Source organism: Psychrobacter sp. SC65A.3 (genome assembly GCF_025642195.1).
Lineage (GTDB): Bacteria > Pseudomonadota > Gammaproteobacteria > Pseudomonadales > Moraxellaceae > Psychrobacter > Psychrobacter cryohalolentis.
This window is the reverse complement of record NZ_CP106752.1, coordinates 831,665-850,812: the sequence shown is the minus strand read 5'-3', so window position 1 is coordinate 850,812 and position 19,148 is coordinate 831,665. Positions and strand designations below refer to the sequence as shown.

Annotated in this window: 19 protein-coding genes and 1 pseudogene; 7 read left to right on the top strand and 13 right to left on the bottom strand. The window is 39.8% G+C overall.

Translation table 11 applies throughout. The annotated features are described in order from the left end of the window. Positions 1–5 precede the first annotated feature (5 nt). On the bottom strand, positions 6–986 hold the full coding sequence (locus tag OEG80_RS03685; RefSeq protein ID WP_263241798.1) for a YhdH/YhfP family quinone oxidoreductase: 981 nt from the start codon (positions 984–986) through the stop codon (positions 6–8). Between the two features lie 263 nt (positions 987–1,249). Between OEG80_RS03685 and OEG80_RS03680 the strand changes: the two genes are divergently transcribed. The 6 genes and pseudogenes from OEG80_RS03680 (at position 1,250) to OEG80_RS03650 (ending at position 7,208) form a co-directional block, all read left to right on the top strand. Further along, entirely contained in the window at positions 1,250–2,020 is a 771-nt protein-coding gene (locus OEG80_RS03680; RefSeq protein WP_263241797.1) for an IclR family transcriptional regulator, read from the top strand. A gap of 304 nt (positions 2,021–2,324) precedes the next feature. Beyond that, positions 2,325–3,670 (top strand): annotated as a pseudogene (locus OEG80_RS03675) (8-oxoguanine deaminase). 301 nt (positions 3,671–3,971) lie between these two features. After that, positions 3,972–5,039, top strand: a complete 1,068-nt coding sequence (locus OEG80_RS03665) for a DUF475 domain-containing protein (RefSeq protein WP_263240383.1) — start codon at positions 3,972–3,974, stop codon at positions 5,037–5,039. Between the two features lie 186 nt (positions 5,040–5,225). Continuing rightward, on the top strand, positions 5,226–5,750 hold the full coding sequence (locus OEG80_RS03660) for a TIGR00645 family protein (protein WP_011514108.1): 525 nt from the start codon (positions 5,226–5,228) through the stop codon (positions 5,748–5,750). An 84-nt stretch (positions 5,751–5,834) separates the two neighbouring features. Then, positions 5,835–7,000 (top strand): IS3 family transposase gene (locus tag OEG80_RS03655; protein ID WP_263241793.1). Its coding sequence is split into 2 segments (ribosomal slippage): positions 5,835–6,093 and positions 6,093–7,000, totalling 1,167 coding nucleotides; the frame shifts between segments, so codons are not numbered across the junction. Between the two features lie 64 nt (positions 7,001–7,064). Beyond that, positions 7,065–7,208, top strand: coding sequence for a hypothetical protein (locus OEG80_RS03650; RefSeq protein ID WP_263241792.1), 144 nt, complete (start codon positions 7,065–7,067; stop codon positions 7,206–7,208). Between the two features lie 183 nt (positions 7,209–7,391). On the opposite strand, the gene OEG80_RS03645 is transcribed toward OEG80_RS03650, so the two are convergent. The 7 genes from OEG80_RS03645 to OEG80_RS03615 form a co-directional block, all read right to left on the bottom strand. Beyond that, the gene (locus OEG80_RS03645; protein ID WP_263241791.1) at positions 7,392–7,739 is read right to left on the bottom strand and encodes a hypothetical protein; all 348 of its coding nucleotides are present in this window, start codon (positions 7,737–7,739) and stop codon (positions 7,392–7,394) included. A gap of 398 nt (positions 7,740–8,137) precedes the next feature. Further along, the gene (locus tag OEG80_RS03640) at positions 8,138–8,593 is read right to left on the bottom strand and encodes a MerR family transcriptional regulator (protein WP_263241789.1); all 456 of its coding nucleotides are present in this window, start codon (positions 8,591–8,593) and stop codon (positions 8,138–8,140) included. A gap of 150 nt (positions 8,594–8,743) precedes the next feature. Next, positions 8,744–9,289: a hypothetical protein gene (locus OEG80_RS03635; protein WP_263241787.1), complete on the bottom strand. Its 546-nt coding sequence runs from the start codon at positions 9,287–9,289 to the stop codon at positions 8,744–8,746. Between the two features lie 99 nt (positions 9,290–9,388). Beyond that, positions 9,389–9,538 (bottom strand): hypothetical protein, encoded by a 150-nt coding sequence (locus OEG80_RS03630; RefSeq protein ID WP_263241786.1) that lies wholly within the window; start codon positions 9,536–9,538, stop codon positions 9,389–9,391. 154 nt (positions 9,539–9,692) lie between these two features. Then, on the bottom strand, positions 9,693–11,132 hold the full coding sequence (locus OEG80_RS03625; protein ID WP_263241785.1) for a YjiH family protein: 1,440 nt from the start codon (positions 11,130–11,132) through the stop codon (positions 9,693–9,695). A 50-nt stretch (positions 11,133–11,182) separates the two neighbouring features. Next, positions 11,183–12,142, bottom strand: a complete 960-nt coding sequence (locus OEG80_RS03620; RefSeq protein WP_263241784.1) for an arginase — start codon at positions 12,140–12,142, stop codon at positions 11,183–11,185. 234 nt (positions 12,143–12,376) lie between these two features. Beyond that, the gene (locus OEG80_RS03615; RefSeq protein WP_263241783.1) at positions 12,377–13,477 is read right to left on the bottom strand and encodes an ornithine cyclodeaminase; all 1,101 of its coding nucleotides are present in this window, start codon (positions 13,475–13,477) and stop codon (positions 12,377–12,379) included. A gap of 168 nt (positions 13,478–13,645) precedes the next feature. Between OEG80_RS03615 and OEG80_RS03610 the strand changes: the two genes are divergently transcribed. Further along, the gene (locus OEG80_RS03610) at positions 13,646–14,077 is read left to right on the top strand and encodes an Lrp/AsnC family transcriptional regulator (protein ID WP_020443938.1); all 432 of its coding nucleotides are present in this window, start codon (positions 13,646–13,648) and stop codon (positions 14,075–14,077) included. 238 nt (positions 14,078–14,315) lie between these two features. On the opposite strand, the gene OEG80_RS03605 is transcribed toward OEG80_RS03610, so the two are convergent. From OEG80_RS03605 to OEG80_RS03585, 5 genes are all read right to left on the bottom strand, one after another. Further along, positions 14,316–15,481 (bottom strand): IS3 family transposase gene (locus tag OEG80_RS03605; RefSeq protein ID WP_263241287.1). Its coding sequence is split into 2 segments (ribosomal slippage): positions 14,316–15,223 and positions 15,223–15,481, totalling 1,167 coding nucleotides; the frame shifts between segments, so codons are not numbered across the junction. A gap of 220 nt (positions 15,482–15,701) precedes the next feature. Beyond that, positions 15,702–16,376, bottom strand: a complete 675-nt coding sequence (locus OEG80_RS03600; protein ID WP_263241782.1) for a glycosyltransferase — start codon at positions 16,374–16,376, stop codon at positions 15,702–15,704. Positions 16,377–16,420: 44 nt separating this feature from the next. Next, positions 16,421–17,218: a class I SAM-dependent DNA methyltransferase gene (locus tag OEG80_RS03595; RefSeq protein WP_263241781.1), complete on the bottom strand. Its 798-nt coding sequence runs from the start codon at positions 17,216–17,218 to the stop codon at positions 16,421–16,423. Further along, positions 17,202–18,062, bottom strand: coding sequence for a PIG-L deacetylase family protein (locus OEG80_RS03590; protein ID WP_263241780.1), 861 nt, complete (start codon positions 18,060–18,062; stop codon positions 17,202–17,204). Before OEG80_RS03590 ends, OEG80_RS03595 begins: the two co-directional genes overlap by 17 nt. After that, positions 18,050–19,138, bottom strand: coding sequence for an acyl-CoA dehydrogenase family protein (locus tag OEG80_RS03585; RefSeq protein ID WP_263241779.1), 1,089 nt, complete (start codon positions 19,136–19,138; stop codon positions 18,050–18,052). Before OEG80_RS03585 ends, OEG80_RS03590 begins: the two co-directional genes overlap by 13 nt. Positions 19,139–19,148: the final 10 nt, after the last annotated feature.

The following is a 19,148-nucleotide window of genomic DNA, read 5'->3' as shown; positions in this document are numbered from 1 at the left end:
GTCCTTTATATTTTTACGACATACCTGCCCACTGATTTTCCCTCTAGCATCGATGCGTAGGTGTCTTTGATATCTTCTAGGCCAATCTCATTAGTGATACTATCTAAAGTAGCTATTTTAAACTCACCAGCCAGCTTATCCCATGCCGCTTGTTTCTTCTCAATTTTACATTCAACCGAGTCGATACCTATGAGTCTGACGCCTCTTAAAATAAATGGGAATACATTGGTATTGAGTTCATGTGACGCTGTTAGCCCACAGCAAGTAGCAACCCCATCGTATTTTATATATTTTAGGGCATTGGCTAAAATCTCACCGCCAACCGTATCGACAACCCCTGCATATCTTTCAGCCATAATAGGTTTTTTAGCGTCCTCATTAAAAGTATCTCTAAGGATGACTTCTGACGCGCCAATTTGTTTGAGATAATCAATTTGTTCCTCTTTTCCTGATACGGCAACGACAGTAAAGCCAATTTTATTCAGGATAGAAACCGCTAAAGAACCCACGCCACCAGTAGCACCAGTGACTAAAACCTCACCATCTTCTGGCTTGACACCGTTATCTAGCAACTCATTAACACTCAAAGCTGCGGTTAATCCTGCAGTACCGAAAGTCATAATTTCTTTATCAGTTATTGTGTCAGGAATACGGGCGACCCATGACGCTGGGACTTTGACAAATTCTGCATGACCGCCATCAGTATTCATACCCAAGTCGTAGCCAGTCACCAATACTTTTTCTCCGACTGCAAAGGCATCAGATGTCGTTTGGTGTACCACTCCTGCCACATCGATACCGGTGATATGCGGGAACTTTCTAGTCACACCCGGATTGCCTACGGAACTTAAAGCATCCTTATAATTTAATGATGAATAAGTTGTCTTTATGACCACTTCATCTTTATTACATTCTGGTACAGGAACTTCTTGTATTGCGCAAGAAAACGCTCTGTCCGCTACTTTCTCTACTACAAAAGCTTTCATATTTATTCCTTATATATTCTTAGGACTACAAAACCTCAGTATTTGCAACGAGAGGATTGTTCGCCTTTAATCACTTAAATTAGAAGTTAGCATGTCACCAATATATTTTTTATGCTACATTAATTTTCATATATCGATATATAAATTATCGTTATGTAAAATAACATAATTGATTTATCATAACAAGATGTAAACGCTCAAGCCTTCTCGTTATAATGGACGTAGCTATGCGGCGTTGTGTCGCTAAGGATATGAATTAAGCTATGAATAATGCTAAAAAAAAAGGCTCAAGCGTTGAGCGTGTGTTGCAGATAGTTGAAATGTTAGCCAAGTCTCAAAGACCTATGAGTGTCAGTGACTTAGCAGAAGCGTTAGACATACCGATACCAAGTATGTATCGATTGCTAGAACAGCTACAGAATCTTGGATTCGTCCAATTAGATCTACCTGGAAAAGTAACCTGCGGAAAACGAACTTATCAGCTAGCCATAGATTTATGGCAAAACAATCACTTTAAAACTGAAAGGCTGGCAATCTTGCAACAGCTTTCGGCACAAATAGGCGAAACGGTAGGTATTGCGATTATGCAAGATTTAGACGTGGTTTACGTCGATCGCGTATTGTCTGATTGGCCCCTGCAAATATACTTACCTGCGGGTTCTCATATTCCAGTTTGGGCAAGTGCCAGTGGTAAGTTACTTCTAGCACAACTGCCTACTGATAAGTGCGAACGTATTATTGATAAAATGTCGATACATGCCTTGACCACCAATACACAAACCGATAAAAACCAGCTATTGAAGACAATCGCTAAAACGCGTGATACTCAGATAGGGATAGATAACGAAGAGTTTATTCCAGGCATGGTCGCCTGTGCGGTACTCATTCCAAATGGTGAGCAGCAAGCATTTGCCACCGTATTTACTCATGGTCCCACTGTCAAAAAGTCTTTGGAAGAATTATTAAGCCATGTACCTCTTTTGCAGGAAGCTGCAAATGAGCTGTCTGTTGTTTTTAATCAAGACTCTCTATAGTCATTTGTCCAATTGGGTCACTAGCAAAACACCATAGCCGTTTTTTTTTCTTGATTAACAGGGTATAGATCATAAGTAATATAGTTCAAGCAGAACACAAGTTACTTAATAATTGACAACACAGTTGTTTTTTGCCAAGATATTTATGAACAATGATTTGGAGGCGATCATTAAATAGCCGTGATTTTAAATCAACTACTATTCATACCTTTCCGGTTTGTGTGTTAGTAGCTCCTACATCCGGGTTTAAGCGATTAAGATTTTTCTTAATCTTTTCTAAACCTGATGACTATTAGGAGTCACTATGCAGGTTAAATCTCAAAGAACTTGGATCAAAAACCCCCTCGACTGTTTAGACCCCGCTTATGCTGGCGGTATCGTTATTCAAAATGATCTTGTTGTCGAATTAATAAGGGCTGGTGAACAACCCTTGCAAGCGGTTGATGAGGTAGTGGATGCTCATGAACACGTTCTTATACCCGGCTTAATCAATAGCCACCATCACTTTTATCAGACATTGACCCGTGCTTTTCCTGCCGCCTTAAACAAAAATCTCTTCCCTTGGTTACAAAGTCTTTATCCCGTTTGGGCCAGACTAACCCCTGAAATGATAGCAACATCTACCCAAATAGCGCTTTGCGAATTACTACTCTCTGGTTGTACTACCGCCAGTGATCATCATTATTTATTTCCTAATGGTTTAGAGCATGCTATTGATATTCAAGTAGAGCAAGCGACCAAACTGGGTATCCGCGTTCACCTTACCCGTGGCTCAATGAGCTTAGGTGAAGATCAGGGCGGCCTGCCTCCTCGAACCACCATTCAAACAGATCGCGAAATCTTAGATGATAGCCAGCGATTGATTAAAGCCTATCACCAATATGAAGATGGCGCGATGACCCGCATAGCACTAGCCCCCTGCTCCCCATTTTCTGTTAGTGAAGAACTGATGCGAGCGACGGCTGATTTAGCCCAAGAGCTTGATGTCAGATTACATACCCATTTGGCCGAAACCCATGATGAAACAGACTTTTGTATAAAAATGTTTGGCGTGCGTCCTGTGGACTATCTTGAGCGCGTTGGTTGGTTAAATAATCGTACATGGCTTGCGCACGGTATTCACTTTAACGATGAAGAAATAGCACGATTGGGTAAAGCGCATGTGGGTATTGCCCACTGCCCTTCATCAAATATGTTATTAGCGTCAGGGCAGTGCCCTACCCTTGCCCTACAAGAGGCGGGTTGCCCTGTCGGTCTTGGTGTTGATGGCTCAATGACGGCTCGAACATGATTGGTGAAGTCCGCCAAGCATTATTGTTGCAACGCTTGCGCTATGGTGCTGAAGAAATAACCCATCAAAAAGCGTTTCAATGGGCAACTATAGGCTCAGCAGGATGTTTAGGTCGTGATGATATTGGCAAAATAGCGGTCGGTAAACAAGCCGATATCGCGCTATTTAAACTTGATGAAATACGCTTTGCAGGCGCAGGTTCTCCTGTTGCAGCAATACTACTTTGTGGTGCAACCAAAGCAGATAAGGTAATGGTTGCCGGTAAATGGCGTGTATTAGAGGGTCAAATAGTCGGTGTCGATATGAATCAATTGATGGCGAAACAAATTACGCTAGCAGCGAATTTAGCCCGTGCTTAAAAATATGTGAATCTAAACTAGATTGATGGAAATAATAGTGGCTCCCTAATTATGATTCAAACATTCGGGTATGCGGTATAGATAGTAATAATTTTAGATAACGTACAAGATATTTTTTGACACCAAACCAGAGAATGTTATCTATAAAAAACACGTTCACAATTTTATATAGAAGATTCTTTAAGAATACTTTATATTTTATAAAAAATCACACATGGAAAAGTGGCTAGCGATAGCCACTTTTTTTATGCTGCGTCTATAATAGACAACCTTAGCTTTACGCAACCAGACAGGATGTGTCATGAGACATTTTTATTTAGACTTCATCTTCACAGCTATCGCATTGATGGTAGCTGCATGGTGGGGATATTCACATGGCGGTATGGGCGGTTTGATAACCACCCTTTCTATTACTGCTATTTTGGCCGTCATGGAGATTTCATTATCCTTTGATAATGCGGTGGTCAACGCCTCAGTCCTTAAAGGCTGGGACGAGTTTTGGAAAAAGATATTTTTAACCGTTGGTATTTTAATTGCTGTATTCGGTATGCGCTTGGTATTCCCAATTGTCATCGTTGCGGTTACCGCAGACCTTGGCATGATGCAAGTGATAGATCTGGCATTGAACGACCCTAAAGAATACTCAGCAAGACTGATGGCGCATCATGCTGAAATCTCAGCCTTTGGTGGTATCTTCTTGTTACTCGTCTTCTTAAACTTTATCTTTGATGATAAAGAAGTGCATTGGTTTAACTGGCTTGAGAGCCGCTTAGCAAAGCTTGGCAAAGTCGATGCCATGAGCGTGTTTGTTGCACTTATTGTCCTGATGTTTGCTGTATCTTGGGCAAGTGCGGAACAAGCTTCTGCCGTACTGATTGCGGGTGTTTGGGGTATCTTGGTCTATCTTGGTGTCCAAGTTATCTCTGGTATGCTCGAGGGTGACCTTGAAGAAGACTTAGAAAATGAAGAGAAGGGTTCAGGCGCCGCAGCGACCAGCGCGATTATGAAGGGCGGTATTATTGGTTTCTTATACTTAGAAGTTCTTGATGCTTCATTCAGTTTCGATGGTGTGATTGGCGCCTTTGCAATCACCAATGACGTTATCGTGATTATGTTAGGTCTGGCGATTGGTGCCATGTTTGTGCGTTCGATGACCATTTTCTTGGTAGACAAAGGCACACTTGATGAGTTCATCTATCTAGAACATGGTGCGCATTATGCCATTGGTGCTTTGGCAATTATTATGCTGCTATCAGTGAAATTCCATGTACCAGAGATTATTACTGGTTTGATTGGTATTGCCTTTATTGGTTGGGCATTGCTTGCTTCACTTAAGCATCGCAAGCAACAAGCGAAGGCGATGACTTAGTGTTGATTTTAGCTTACGTTTAAACGCTACGTTCAAATTAAGAAAAAGCGCTTTGGTAGAAAATCGTAGTCATGCCAGGTTATATCAAGCGATTGGTATGACCTGTCTTCTGTCACGGATCACTTTCTATTGCCTAAGATAAGCATCTTATTTTATAACGCATATTTCCAAAAACAAGAGATATACATGATAAAGAAAGCTGAACAAACATTAGAGAAAACCATATTTAATAGTCGTTGGCTACTAGCCCCATTTTATTTGGGGCTAGTGATCGGTATTATTTTACTATTTATCAAGTTTTTCCAAGAACTATGGCACATGATTACCCATGTCTTTACTGCTTCTGAAGCCGATGTCATCGTCGGTACGTTGGCTCTTATTGACATGTCATTGGTCGCAAGCTTATTACTCATCATCATATTTAGTGGCTATGAGATCTTTGTCTCAAAAATTGATACAGGTGATCATGAAGATCGTCCTGAATGGATGGGAAAAATTGATTTCTCTGGTCTGAAACTTAAAGTAATCGGTGCCATCGTTGCCATTTCTGCCATTGATCTTCTCAAATCATTTATGGATATACCCAAAGAGATGAGCGATGCTGATGCTGATGTATTGATGTGGAAAGTCATTATCCATATGACGTTTGTATTATCTGGCTTGTTGTTTGCTTTGATGGATAAGATTGTCGGTGATACCAAAAAGCACTAAGAAATCTTTCAGTACAAAGTGAGCTATGCTGAAGAAACCGTATAACTAAACTTGGTAAACTAAGCATATTAATCGGAGTTTACCATGACCAAAAAAATCAGAACTTATAGCACAGAATTTAAAGCTGAAGCCGTTAAGAAGATAGCAGACAATAACGGCAACATCTCATCGACCGCAAAGCAGCTTGGCATCGCCATGCAAACCTTATCTAATTGGCATAACAAAGCCAATCAAGGCAAGCTTGTCGGCACAGAGCAATATGATCCTGATCTTATGAGTGCTCTTCAAGAAATAAAGCAGCTCAAGCGGCAGATCAAAGTTGCCGAAGAGGAACGAGAGATACTAAAAAAGGCGACGGCGTACTTCGCGAAAAACAGCCCGTAAAGTACGCCTTTATCAAAGACAATCAGCAGATATTTAGCATCACTACTATGTGCCGTGTATTAAAGATTAAGCCATCGAGCTACTATGACTGGATTAGTCGTGACATCAGTGATCAGCAGATACATCGCAACCAGTCTGAATTACTGGTTAAAGCGGCTCACAGTGAAACGAAAGAACGTTATGGCGTAGATCGACTGCATGCTCATCTAAGCGAGCAAGGCCACAACATTAGCCTGTATATGGTCAGAAGCATTAAAGAAGAACATGGCATTAAATGCCGTCGCCACAAGCGCTTTAAAGTGACCACCGACTCTAATCACAACAAGCTGGTTTATCCAAACGTGCTGGATCAGAAGTTTGATGCCAATCGTCCTAATGAGTCTTGGGTCAGTGACATTACGTATATCTGGACCAATGAGGGCTGGTTGTATTTAGCTGGAGTCAAAGATTTGTACACCAAAGAGCTGGTCGGGTATGCGATCAATAAGCGAATGACAGCAGATCTAGTATGCCGTGCACTCAATATGGCAATCAAGAACAAACGACCTAGCAAAGGGCTAATAGTTCACTCTGACAGAGGCAGCCAATATTGCAGTCATGCCTACCACAAGATCATCAAGCGACATCAGTTTGCAGGCTCAATGAGCGCTAAAGGTAACTGCTTTGATAACGCACCTATAGAGAGTTTCTGGGGCGTATTAAAGAATGAATTAGTATATCACCAAGACTATAAAACAAGATTTGCAGCTATCAGCGATATCATTGGATATATTGAGTTGTACTACAACCAAACTAGGATTCAAAAGAGCTTGGGCCATAAATCGCCAAGACAGGGGTGGTTTGATTATTATCGTCAAGCTGCGTAATTAAATTTCCCAAGTTTAATTGTACGGATTTGACGGCAGGGGTCAAAGTGTAGTGACATAATATATGGCACAGTTTTCAGAAAATCCACCCGTACAAGCAATGAGTCTTGTTGTAACGGGTATGCCTGTCGGTAGCCCCAGTATGGAGTATAAAGATAAGTTTGAACCGTATCAGATTATGCAGCGTAATAAGGATAGCATCACCTAAGCCTACGCAGATATCGACTCGGTTCAGCAGAAATTATAGTCGGGTAAATATTTTTCCTATTGTCTGTATCTAATCGCTATAAACCAAGAGTATCCATTCAATTAATTGGTGAATTGAATGGATACTGATCAGAGGTCTTACTCTTTTTATATATAGACTTCATAGCTGTGAATGCCATAATCTTCAACTGGTAATTTTACGAACCAATAAAGTAAGTTTGTCTTTGCCATTGTTAACTGTAGCTTCCTTATCATAGGCAACGGTCGTTTCATGTTCCGCAACATCATCACCAACTTTAAGAGCCGTAACGACTTTAGCAGTATGCTCATTATAGGGCTTTACTGTCAGGTTATACTGCAACTTAGTGTCAACAGCGATCGATGCCATCTCTTCAGCATTTACAAGCATCACAGGTGAAGCAATTAACTCACCGTCTTTAAATACAGAGGTAGAAACTTTATAAGCATCAGCAGCAAAGCATGATCCTGACGCCAACACGGTAGCTACTAACAAACCTAATTTTACTTGCATCTTAATTTCCTTGTTTATAATCAATGTATAGTCAATTCCAAATAAAACAGATACGTTATGTTCCAACGCAGTACTGGTATAAATTTTTCTGGCGTGCTGTGACTACGCTGACAGAGGCTGCGTAAAATTCATCCCAGTCCCACTGTATCGCTTTAATACTGAACTCACTATAACTATTCGAAAATATTTATAGCCCACTAAAAGTCTGATATTTCATGCATTCTATAACGGAAGCGCTATACGTTGAAAGTGACACATTACTTATGTAGCGCAGTCGCTGTCTCTTTTAGCTAAGCAACTGCTTCACTTAGTTAGTTTCTATAGGCTTGACATACATCTGCAGGTATTCACGAAAAAAACAGTCAGTCTTCAAGTTTGTGAAGTTCGGCAAACTTGAATTAAGACGGCGTATCACTTGGCAGTAGCTCCGCTATTCGTTTTTGCCATTCATCTTTAGAAAGAAGCGTATTATTATTTGATTTCATTTCTTCTAATACCCTATAACGAGTAGTAAGTTGATTAATGACATTGGTAAGAGCCGCTTGTTCGCTTTTCGCTTGAGCAAGCTTTTCGGAAACGGCAAGCATTCGTTTATCAATACTGAAATTGCCATCATAATAATCATTAAGACCATTTTTAATTTCATTAAGACTAAAACCGACAGCTTTTATATTTTTAATTATTTCGATACGCTCAATACATTCAGGATGAAACTCTGTATATAATCGTGACCCTGCCTGACGCTTACGAGATCTCAGCAATCCCAATTCATCGTAATGGCGAATAGTATCTTTAGTCGTATTGGCTTGTTTTGCCAATGCCCCTATCAATAAAAAGGCTGGATCAGATTTCATGTAATAATCTCGAAAAGGTACGTTTGTCTTATTTCAGACAAGTATACCTCAATGAAACCAGTGTAAACCGACTTCTTCTATCTAGAGTCATTTGCCATAACATTTCTCATGGAAAGAAGTGCGGTTCACGAGCCATGTCATGGTATTCCTTTATGTAATTTCATAACCATTTTCAATTAATACTTTATAGATTTCTAGAACCTCATCTAGAATCTTTGTAGCCATAGTGTCATCTTTCATCATTTGCCACGGCTTACTAGAGCTTCTCCAATCGAAAGGCTCAAACTTGTCCTTAGCTGGCCACCAGCTAGAACTTTCAAACTGCTTATTTTTAATATTCTCGTTTAGCAATCTGTTTATTTTACTTTTATGTTCACTTGCAAATTCAGAATGTCTGAATTTTCCTAAAAATCTTACGCCTAAGCTTGGTTTATTATAATAATCTTGAAATTCAAAACAAATAATTCCAATATTTTCTATACTTCCGAAGCTAAATTTTTCATACTTATTATCTACTTTCATATTTCTTAAAACAATTTTTTGAGGATAGCTTTTAGCATTTAGGTATAAATCTAATTTAAGCTTTCCGACAAACTCTTTTTTCATTTTTTCAACATTACTATGGAAAGCCAGGCTAGCCTCTATAGTATTCTTATTTCGGCTCATAATTTCTAAAGCTGTTTTACACTCATTCATATCTCCAACCTCCGTAAACTATTTTTTCTTGATACTTGTCTGTGAGGTAATATTGATGTTCTTAGAGACCGCGTCCTTGCGCATATGTTGACCCATGATTTATGTGATAACGAGGCTAAAGCGGTCAAAGTGATTTTGCCATATAGCGTCGTATACATTACAGACTGCTCTGTGGGTCAAAACGATGTCTTGGCGCGGATAATAGCGACCAAACTTATGCAGTTGTAGTTGGTCAGATACCTGTTGCATGATGTATGATTGACCTTGCAAAATGACGATCTTGTGAGTAGCTTGATATTGATAGCAAAAGACCACCTTGATAAGTGATCTTTTGTTGCTTATTCTTTTTTTCAGATATTCTTTTTTTTCAGATATAGTGCAGTCAGCTTTCATGAAACCCAATTTAAAAAATCATATGAGCACATAATGCAATAATTGGTAATGAAATAATGGTTCTTAATAGAAAAATTATTAACAACTGAAAAAAGCTCACTGGAATTTTTGTGCCTAGAATCAATCCCCCTACTTCTGACATATAGATCAGTTGAGAGACTGACAAGCAAGCGATGACAAACCGCGTTAACTCTGATTCTATTGAAGAGCCGATAATCGCAGGCAAAAACATATCTGCAAAACCCACCATAATGGTTTTTGACATTTCTGCTGCAAAAGGTATATTCATTAATTCTAAGAATGGAATAAACGGCATACCTAAATAATCAAATACAGGTGTTTCTTCTGCAACGATTAAACCCATCGTCCCGATTGCCATAACAACAGGCAATATTCCGATCCACATATCCAAAATATTTTTTAACCCATCATTTAAGAAAGTAAAAAAGCTTGGACTCTTTTCTGCTTTGTAAACGGCTTTATGTAAACTATGGGTAAATAACGTTTTTCCTTCAGGGATGGTTTCATGATCTCTATCACTATTTTCTACTACATACGTATTGTCAATTTTAGATAAAGGCAATAACCTTGGTACTATTAAAGCACAAACAATCCCGCATAAAGCAACCACCCCAATCATGTTGAGAAAGTAGCTTTCTAGCTTAACCTGAGAGATGACGACTAAACAGAATGTAATCGAAACTGCTGAAAAGCTTGTAGCAATAACAGCTGCTTCTTTCTTGGTATAAAACCCACCTTCCAACTGTTTATCAGTTAATAATACGCCAATAGTGCCATCACCCAACCATGATGTTAGACAATCTACAGATGACCTACCGGGTAAACCAAATAGAGGTCTCATTACTTTACTTAATAAAACACCAAAAAATTCTAATAAGCCAAAATCAAGCAATAACGGTAGCAGTAATCCAGCCAAGAAAAACACAATAAAAAGTATTGGCATTAATTCATATAATATTAAACCCCCAATATTATCTGAATATATTGCCTCAAACCCAAATTTAAAATAGGTAACGACAGCAAAAAACGCACCAAGCATTCTAATAATAAGCCAAGGTGTTGTAACGTTCAGTAAATTATTTAAAAATGCATTATTTAGAATCAATGAAGGCTTCATGATTTTAGTGTATAAAGTACAACACAATGTAATCATAATTGAGATTACAACAAACAGTGGCAAAAGGCTGCCCATGTAACCTTGTATATAATCCTTTAAGACAGAGATAGGAATGGTAAATCCTTCTGCATATGATACAAATTTACCATCTACATAGGGAATTGGAAATACGAAGAGCAACAAACCTATTATAGAGGGTATAAAGAATTTTAAAAATTGTCTAATACTGATACTGCTGACAGCTTGACTTGAAGCATTGGCTTTAATAATGTCCATATTATTTTTACTCGCAGTCCATTTTTTAACTAGCATAAATAGATTTTTTTATGCTAGATTCTTTAACTCATTTTAAATAATTTATACTAATAATTATTTAAAAGAGACTGTGTCACTTTTTCTAAAATTTTAAATATTCTGGTTGAGTCATCTTTTGAATTATTATACAAAGGATTGATTTCTGCCATTTCCCAACAGCATACTTTCTTATTCTTGATTAACTCTATGTTAAGTTGCATGGCTTGTTCATATGACAAACCATTCATTGCAGGCGTACCGGTTCCTGGCACATACAAAGGGTCAACGCTATCAACATCAAATGAGACATAGATATGATCACAATATTCCAATTTTTTGAAGATTTCCTCTACTGTGGAACTGATTCCTTTCTGAGTTATCTCAGCAACACTATATAAAGGGATTTTATGTCTTCTAATTAAATCCATTTCTTCTTCTTGATAATCCCTAACGGCGCAAAAAACCACATTTTCTGGCTTGATTGAGGGTTCGCTTGATGCCATGAACTTTAATTTTTCCCAATACTCTTTTTCTTTTTCAGAGAGTTCGTTACGCTGACATTCTAGATTGTCAATGGCACAAGCCATCGCCAAAGGCATACCATGCATATTTCCTGATCCACTGGTGTATGGTGAATGAAAATCAGCGTGTGCGTCTATATAGACCACACCAATTTCAGCATCAGGATGCGCCATTTTTAGGCCGTGCATCGTTCCTGCGCAGCTAGAATGATCTCCAGCTAAGACAATTGGGAATTTATTCTCATTTCTTATATCTTTTATTTTATGTGCTAACTTAGAGATGATCGGTTCAATCACATCGGCATATTTTGCATGCGCAAACTGTGACTCCCCCTCACTGTTGCTATCATCCTCAATACTGTCGAATTGCAATTTTTCAAAATAATCTGCATTGAGTTCTTTTGATGATGCTTTTAATGCATCAATGCCTAGAGAGGCGCCTTTTTTATATCCTGCAATATCTGAATAAACTTCTACTATTCTTATATTTTTCATCATATCAGTCATGATTTTGTCTCTATTAAATAAAATAATTTTTACATCATTTAAATTAAATTCATTTTTATATAGTAAAGCTCTTGAAAATTAGCAGATATATTTAAAACAATAAACATATCCATAACTGTCCAAGAGCCTTGCTAAATATAGATAAAATTTAAAAAAATAATGCAGATTTTAAACGCTACACAAAATGAGAAGTGCTTGTCGTTTTGTAGTATTAATAACTATTGTATTAATTACTTACGATATAGCCACAGATTCAGCTTCATTCGTCACTAGGCTATGATCTTTGCTATGTTCTTTCACTACCGAATATAAGTTTTTAGGGTCAGCTTGTTGCGGGATTAGATCTAAAATCTCATACCCTCCCTGCTCTCTGATTAAGTCGCGTAAGAAGACCAACGCCGTAAAGTCTTCTGAAGCAAAACCAACGCCATCGAACACGACTAGATCATCATCTGAAGTTCGAGCTTGCACTTCACCTTTGAGAATGCGATGAAATTCAGTAACAGGGAAATCGCTTGATAAATTTTGGATCTCTCCCTCAATGCGTGTCTGAGGCTCAAACTCCACAATCACATGATCTGCGCGCATCAATATGTTGCTATCCAGCTCTGTCTTACCAGGACAATCACCGCCTATCGCATTGATATAAACACCTTTTGTAATTATATCGTCTCGTAAAATAGTGGCATTGGTTTTGTCGGCCGTACAGGTAGTAATGATCTCTGCACCCAAAACAGCTTCTTCTAACGTACGACAAACAATCACTTTCAAACCTGAGTCTGAAAGGTTATCAGCCGTTTTCTGCGATGCTGCTGGATCAACATCATACAAACGAACTTCTGAGATACCCATGATGGCTTTCATACCCAATGCTTGAAATTCAGACTGAGCGCCGTTTCCTATTAACGCAAGTTTTTTGACGCCCTTTGGCGCACAATGTTTGGCCAACATAGCTGATGTGGCAGCCGTACGTAATGCCGTCAGGATACACATCTCTGTCAGCAAAATAGGATAGCCAGTTTCGACGTCAGACAAGATACCCATCGCCGCCACGGTCTGCAAGTTTCGTTTGGTATTGATTGGATGACCATTGACATATTTGCAGGCAAACATCTCTCCATCGCTGACTGGCATCAACTCGATGACACCGTTTTTTGAATGCGAAGCAAAGCGAGAAGATTTTTCAAATTGATCCCAACGAAGATAATCTTGCTCTAAAGCATCCACTAGATCTGTAATACATTGCTCAACGCCATAATCATGAATCATTTTAGCCATCGCTTGTACACTAACGAATGGCACGCCTTCCTTGGGTGATACGATAAATTTAGACATTAATGCTGTTCCTTTTCATGAATATTGTTTGTTGAACCGACAATTAATATCCTACCAACTATAATTGTCAGTTAAAATGTCAATAATTTATTAAATATGGACGTATTTTTGGCATATTGTTAGGTACTACTTATCATAATGTCAAAATTCAGTGAAGGAAGCATTTTTATGGCGTATTACACTTATGACTCTTTAGATAGCGAACTGATATCTGAACTGCGACAAGATGGTCGAGCAACCATCTCAAACCTTGCTAAAAAACTCAAAGTCTCTCGTGCCACTATCCAAAACAGATTGGATAGACTGATGCATAACGGCGCTATTTTAGGATTTACGATTCGAGTGCATGAGGCATTAGATAAAGAAACCGTCAAAGCGATGATGATGATTGAGGTAACAGGAAAGTCTACATCACAAGTGATTAGGAAGTTACGAGGCATCCCGCAACTGATTAAGCTACATACGACCAATGGTGCGTGGGATTTAGTAGCAGAGATACACACTACAAGCCTGAGAGAGTTTGATGAAGTGCTGCGTCAAGTCAGAGAGATTGACGGCATTCTTAATAGCGAAACCAGTGTTCTGCTTTCGAGTTTGTAATATAACTATACTCAGAAAAATATGTTCAGCACAGCCAAAGGTTCAATTCCCTAGTGAGGACTTGAATCTTAGGCTGTAGGCTAAGGGTATCAATGGTTTGATGTAGTGGCATAATAAAACTAGACAGCTTCTAAGAGGGTAGATAAACCCAAAGAAGGAAAATAGCATAACCAATAAACGCAACCAATATATCTGACCCCTGCCGTCAAATCCGTACAATTAAACTTGGGAAATTTAATTACGCAGCTTGACGATAATAATCAAACCACACCTGTCTTGGCGATTTATGGCCCAAGCTCTTTTGAATCCTAGTTTGGTTGTAGTACAACTCAATATATCCAATGATATCGCTGATAGCTGCAAATCTTGTTTTATAGTCTTGGTGATATACTAATTCATTCTTTAATACGCCCCAGAAACTCTCTATAGGTGCGTTATCAAAGCAGTTACCTTTAGCGCTCATTGAGCCTGCAAACTGATGTCGCTTGATGATCTTGTGGTAGGCATGACTGCAATATTGGCTGCCTCTGTCAGAGTGAACTATTAGCCCTTTGCTAGGTCGTTTGTTCTTGATTGCCATATTGAGTGCACGGCATACTAGATCTGCTGTCATTCGCTTATTGATCGCATACCCGACCAGCTCTTTGGTGTACAAATCTTTGACTCCAGCTAAATACAACCAGCCCTCATTGGTCCAGATATACGTAATGTCACTGACCCAAGACTCATTAGGACGATTGGCATCAAACTTCTGATCCAGCACGTTTGGATAAACCAGCTTGTTGTGATTAGAGTCGGTGGTCACTTTAAAGCGCTTGTGGCGACGGCATTTAATGCCATGTTCTTCTTTAATGCTTCTGACCATATACAGGCTAATGTTGTGGCCTTGCTCGCTTAGATGAGCATGCAGTCGATCTACGCCATAACGTTCTTTCGTTTCACTGTGAGCCGCTTTAACCAGTAATTCAGACTGGTTGCGATGTATCTGCTGATCACTGATGTCACGACTAATCCAGTCATAGTAGCTCGATGGCTTAATCTTTAATACACGGCACATAGTAGTGATGCTAAATATCTGCTGATTGTCTTTGATAAAGGCGTACTTTACGGGCTGTTTTTCGCGAAGTACGCCGTCGCCTTTTTTAGTATCTCTCGTTCCTCTTCGGCAACTTTGATCTGCCGCTTGAGCTGCTTTATTTCTTGAAGAGCACTCATAAGATCAGGATCATATTGCTCTGTGCCGACAAGCTTGCCTTGATTGGCTTTGTTATGCCAATTAGATAAGGTTTGCATGGCGATGCCAAGCTGCTTTGCGGTCGATGAGATGTTGCCGTTATTGTCTGCTATCTTCTTAACGGCTTCAGCTTTAAATTCTGTGCTATAAGTTCTGATTTTTTTGGTCATGGTAAACTCCGATTAATATGCTTAGTTTACCAAGTTTAGTTATACGGTTTCTTCAGCATAGCTCAATCCAAGAATTCAAACTTAAAGCTATCAGCTTAGTAGTTGATCACCAACGTAAAATACTCGATGTAGCAAACTCACTTGGTATTGGTAGATCAACTGTAGTGGTCAAATAATTTAGAACATCTGACCACTACAGTACAGTCTCATATTGCATATCTTAATGTATATTGTTTTGTTCTAAACGGGTTAGAAATGCTGCAAAACCTTCGGTTGCTCGAGCCTGTAGTCGGCTACTGGTCATTACACGGACACGATTGCTCCAAGTGATGGCATAGCTTTGAGCTTCAAATCTACTGACCAAGTCCACATCCTCATGACAAGGTATAGATGCAAACCCGCCGATAGCCAGATAAGCCTCACTACTAAAACTTAAATTTGCTCCATGAATATGATGATGTCCCATTCTATCTTGGTAATGAGCGATATAAGCCTTTCGAGTTTGCGGTGTTAACCGTGCCCAACTGTCAACTTGCACTACGCCGCAAATCATATCTGTCGGCTGGTGGCTAATATGTTCAATCTGCTGTGCTAACCAATCCACAGTTACCACGGAGTCAGCGTCTGTACAGGCAATCCATGTGGCACCATTTGTGATCGCATGACGAATACCAATATCTCTCACCCTTCCCACACATTGATAGTCACAGCATAAGTAATCAATGCCAGCGGCTTTGACGATGGACTGCGTATTATCAGTGCAGTTATCCAACACCACTAGCGGATACGCTTTAATCGTTGAGGGCAATTGCTCGATAGCGGTCCGTACTGATGCCAAGCATTTAGCGATGGTCATTGCCTCATTATGAGCGGGAATCACAATGCCAATTTTCATAGCCTATTCACCTCTCTACTCAGTTTTTTAAAACTTACACTCTGTTATATCAAGTTTTCTTGCATAGCTACCGAGCTTGGAGAACGTTGCCAAACGTCTAATAAGAAATCATTGTCTATCACTTGGCTTTGATGATTGAACGCAACCTGATGCTTCTCATTATTTGCAAAGTTAAAGGCATGGTGCAGGCGCTGATGTACGGTTTCACCTGTCATAGTAAAGCCATCAATAGCATAGCGCCAATGACAGCATAGCAACGTACCACCTATAACGAGGTTTTGCTGAGTCCAAGCGATCACTGTATCAATATCATTGGGTGATAAATAATATAAAATCTCACTAATGACAATTAAATCAAAGTCTGGCTCTATAGTAGGTGTATCGTTTGATAAAGGATAAGCCTCTATAATTGCCTCTCTTAAATTTAATAATCTATTAGGAACCACACCTTGAATAACCTTAACATGAGACAATTCTGCCAAGCGCTCTTTGGCAAGTTGCACTGCCCGTTCATTACCATCGATACTCACTAATGCCCGACAACGTTGAGATAATAACTCACTAAGTACGCCGTTTCCGCAGCCCAGTTCAATGGCATTGTTATATTGAGATTGGGGTAGTATCGCTAGGCAAATATCACGTTTTCGTTTTTCATACCAGCGAGTTTGATACTGCCATGGGTCTGTGTTGTCATTATATAATGCGTCAAAATACGATTCTGAATAAGCAGGTGATTGGTGCTTAGTAGCAGAATTATCGTCTAAGACAGTTTTAGCATAATCTAAACTGTCGACTAAGTTATCGGCATTCATTAATGGCTTAGGTTCAGAGGTGTGATTCATATAAATAAACCTCCCAAGGTTGGCTGATTCTAGCGATCGTTTGCGCGGATAAAATTGGCGGATTGCCCGTGCTGTCATCAGCAGTGATTTGACTTTCAAAGCAGGCAGTGGCTTCTATTTTACGCTGTAGCTGCTCAGTGGTTAAGTCAACTCTCATGGCACAGTGCCAAGGAATACGGCTATCCGCAGGTTTTGCCCAATGCCATGCCCAAATTAATACCTGATAACAGGCTAAATGATGCTGCTTGGCAAATGAGACAACCACTTGTCCAGTTGCTTCATGGTCAGGATGCCCGTCGTGCATAAAAGGCGTTATTAAAATATCGTTAGGTTTAATAATGGTGGATAGTTTCTGGTGAAACTGATCTTGTTGGGCAAAAACATTGCCATCTGTTAAGTCTAAAGCAATAGTCATAACTTGATGGGCCACACTCAATACTTCTAGCGCTTTAACACTTTCTTGTGGACGGATGATATTAAGCTTTTCTTGAGAATAAAATTGCGAATTTGGATGACTTTGTGTGCCATTAGTCACGTGAATAAGAACGATAAGATTGCCATTCGCCACCAGTTGTTGCAACAGACCGCCACAGCCTAGCACTTCATCATCAGGATGCGGGGCGAAGATACAGACACGCTGATGCGGGGCAAAGCTTTTTGCAATATCAAATCGAGGCATGTCTTGCAGTCCTGACCATTTTTTCCAAGCATCTTGACTGGTGCCATCACCTTCAATAACACGGTCACCTACAATCGGATGGTTGCCTTCAAGCGTGTCAACATGCGTGACGGCGACATCCTTGTTTATAAGTTTTATAACCTTATTGGATATTACAGTTGCCATATATTGTCCTGCCCATCAGTTAAGTCATTGGCTAAAATACCAGTTAATTCGCCGATTTTCTGTAAGTCAAAAGCGCCATGACTTTGGCGGATAAACACGGGCAAATCGGCTGACAATCTTGCAAAATGGGCATTGCGACAAAATGGTGCTGCTCCCAATGCCTGCCCGACAACCTCCATTACTTGGCGAGCGACTTTCTCAACTTGTAATCTTAGCTGGCGTATGGCAAGTTCATGACTCAGCTGTGGCTGGCTATCTATTAAATCAGCAACATAACGAAAATACTGCTGAGTGACTGCCAATGCCGTACTAATTTGACCCAAATACATGGCTTTATAATTGTTTGGTTTCTGCTGATAGGCGTTGATCAAGTAGCTTGATATGTAAGCGGTTGCCCCATACCAGCAAGCAGCAACGCCTGCCGCCCCATGCCAAAATCCTACACGTTCCAGATAAGCATTGGCTATCCCAACTTGACTGGCTGATACATCATGAAACTGTAAAGTTGCTGTATCAGTGGCTTGCATCCCTACCGCCTGCCATTCCTCATTATCAATTTCAATGCCAGATTGACTCATATCTACGACAAGCAATTGCGCGTGACCATTAGCATCACGATACGTTATGAGTCCATGATCTACCATATTGGCTCCTGAGCACCACTCTTTTGTACCGCTGATTTTACCCTGCTGATAATGAATAGGATTGGAGTGACCCTCTGCTGCCCAAACAGCCCATAACCCTTGATCCGCTTTATCATAGCCCACCTCATGTAAAATACTTAGCGCATCCAAGTGCGACTCAAACCATTTTGCAATCGTTAAATCGATTCCTGCAACGTAGGCCAAGATCTGCCAACGGATCAATGTACTTGATATTGCATCATTTACATTGGTAGCACCACTTGCCGGATGCGGGACTTTCTCGCTATAGGTGATTAAGGCTTTTAGAATGTCATGACGTAATGTATCAGTTAAGCCAAGCGTCCTAATGGTTTGATTATCAGTACATATGATATTGTCTATACTGGCTTTAATCTCTGATAATAAAGGGTTTGTTGCATCTAACAGTAGCATAAGGGTCTCC

Bases quoted from the DNA above. Each gene is read 5' to 3' on its own strand.
- OEG80_RS03630 (WP_263241786.1), bottom strand. From the start codon at position 9,538: ATGCAACAGGTATCTGACCAACTACAACTGCATAAGTTTGGTCGCTAT.
- OEG80_RS03680 (WP_263241797.1), top strand. From the start codon at position 1,250: ATGAATAATGCTAAAAAAAAAGGCTCAAGCGTTGAGCGTGTGTTGCAG.
- OEG80_RS03600 (WP_263241782.1), bottom strand. From the start codon at position 16,376: ATGAAAATTGGCATTGTGATTCCCGCTCATAATGAGGCAATGACCATC.
- OEG80_RS03685 (WP_263241798.1), bottom strand. From the start codon at position 986: ATGAAAGCTTTTGTAGTAGAGAAAGTAGCGGACAGAGCGTTTTCTTGC.
- OEG80_RS03615 (WP_263241783.1), bottom strand. From the start codon at position 13,477: ATGTCTAAATTTATCGTATCACCCAAGGAAGGCGTGCCATTCGTTAGT.
- OEG80_RS03650 (WP_263241792.1), top strand. From the start codon at position 7,065: ATGGCACAGTTTTCAGAAAATCCACCCGTACAAGCAATGAGTCTTGTT.
- OEG80_RS03665 (WP_263240383.1), top strand. From the start codon at position 3,972: ATGAGACATTTTTATTTAGACTTCATCTTCACAGCTATCGCATTGATG.
- OEG80_RS03640 (WP_263241789.1), bottom strand. From the start codon at position 8,593: ATGAAATCTGATCCAGCCTTTTTATTGATAGGGGCATTGGCAAAACAA.
- OEG80_RS03610 (WP_020443938.1), top strand. From the start codon at position 13,646: ATGGCGTATTACACTTATGACTCTTTAGATAGCGAACTGATATCTGAA.
- OEG80_RS03635 (WP_263241787.1), bottom strand. From the start codon at position 9,289: ATGAATGAGTGTAAAACAGCTTTAGAAATTATGAGCCGAAATAAGAAT.
- OEG80_RS03625 (WP_263241785.1), bottom strand. From the start codon at position 11,132: ATGCTAGTTAAAAAATGGACTGCGAGTAAAAATAATATGGACATTATT.
- OEG80_RS03585 (WP_263241779.1), bottom strand. From the start codon at position 19,138: ATGCTACTGTTAGATGCAACAAACCCTTTATTATCAGAGATTAAAGCC.
- OEG80_RS03590 (WP_263241780.1), bottom strand. From the start codon at position 18,062: ATGGCAACTGTAATATCCAATAAGGTTATAAAACTTATAAACAAGGAT.
- OEG80_RS03660 (WP_011514108.1), top strand. From the start codon at position 5,226: ATGATAAAGAAAGCTGAACAAACATTAGAGAAAACCATATTTAATAGT.
- OEG80_RS03645 (WP_263241791.1), bottom strand. From the start codon at position 7,739: ATGCAAGTAAAATTAGGTTTGTTAGTAGCTACCGTGTTGGCGTCAGGA.
- OEG80_RS03595 (WP_263241781.1), bottom strand. From the start codon at position 17,218: ATGAATCACACCTCTGAACCTAAGCCATTAATGAATGCCGATAACTTA.
- OEG80_RS03620 (WP_263241784.1), bottom strand. From the start codon at position 12,142: ATGACTGATATGATGAAAAATATAAGAATAGTAGAAGTTTATTCAGAT.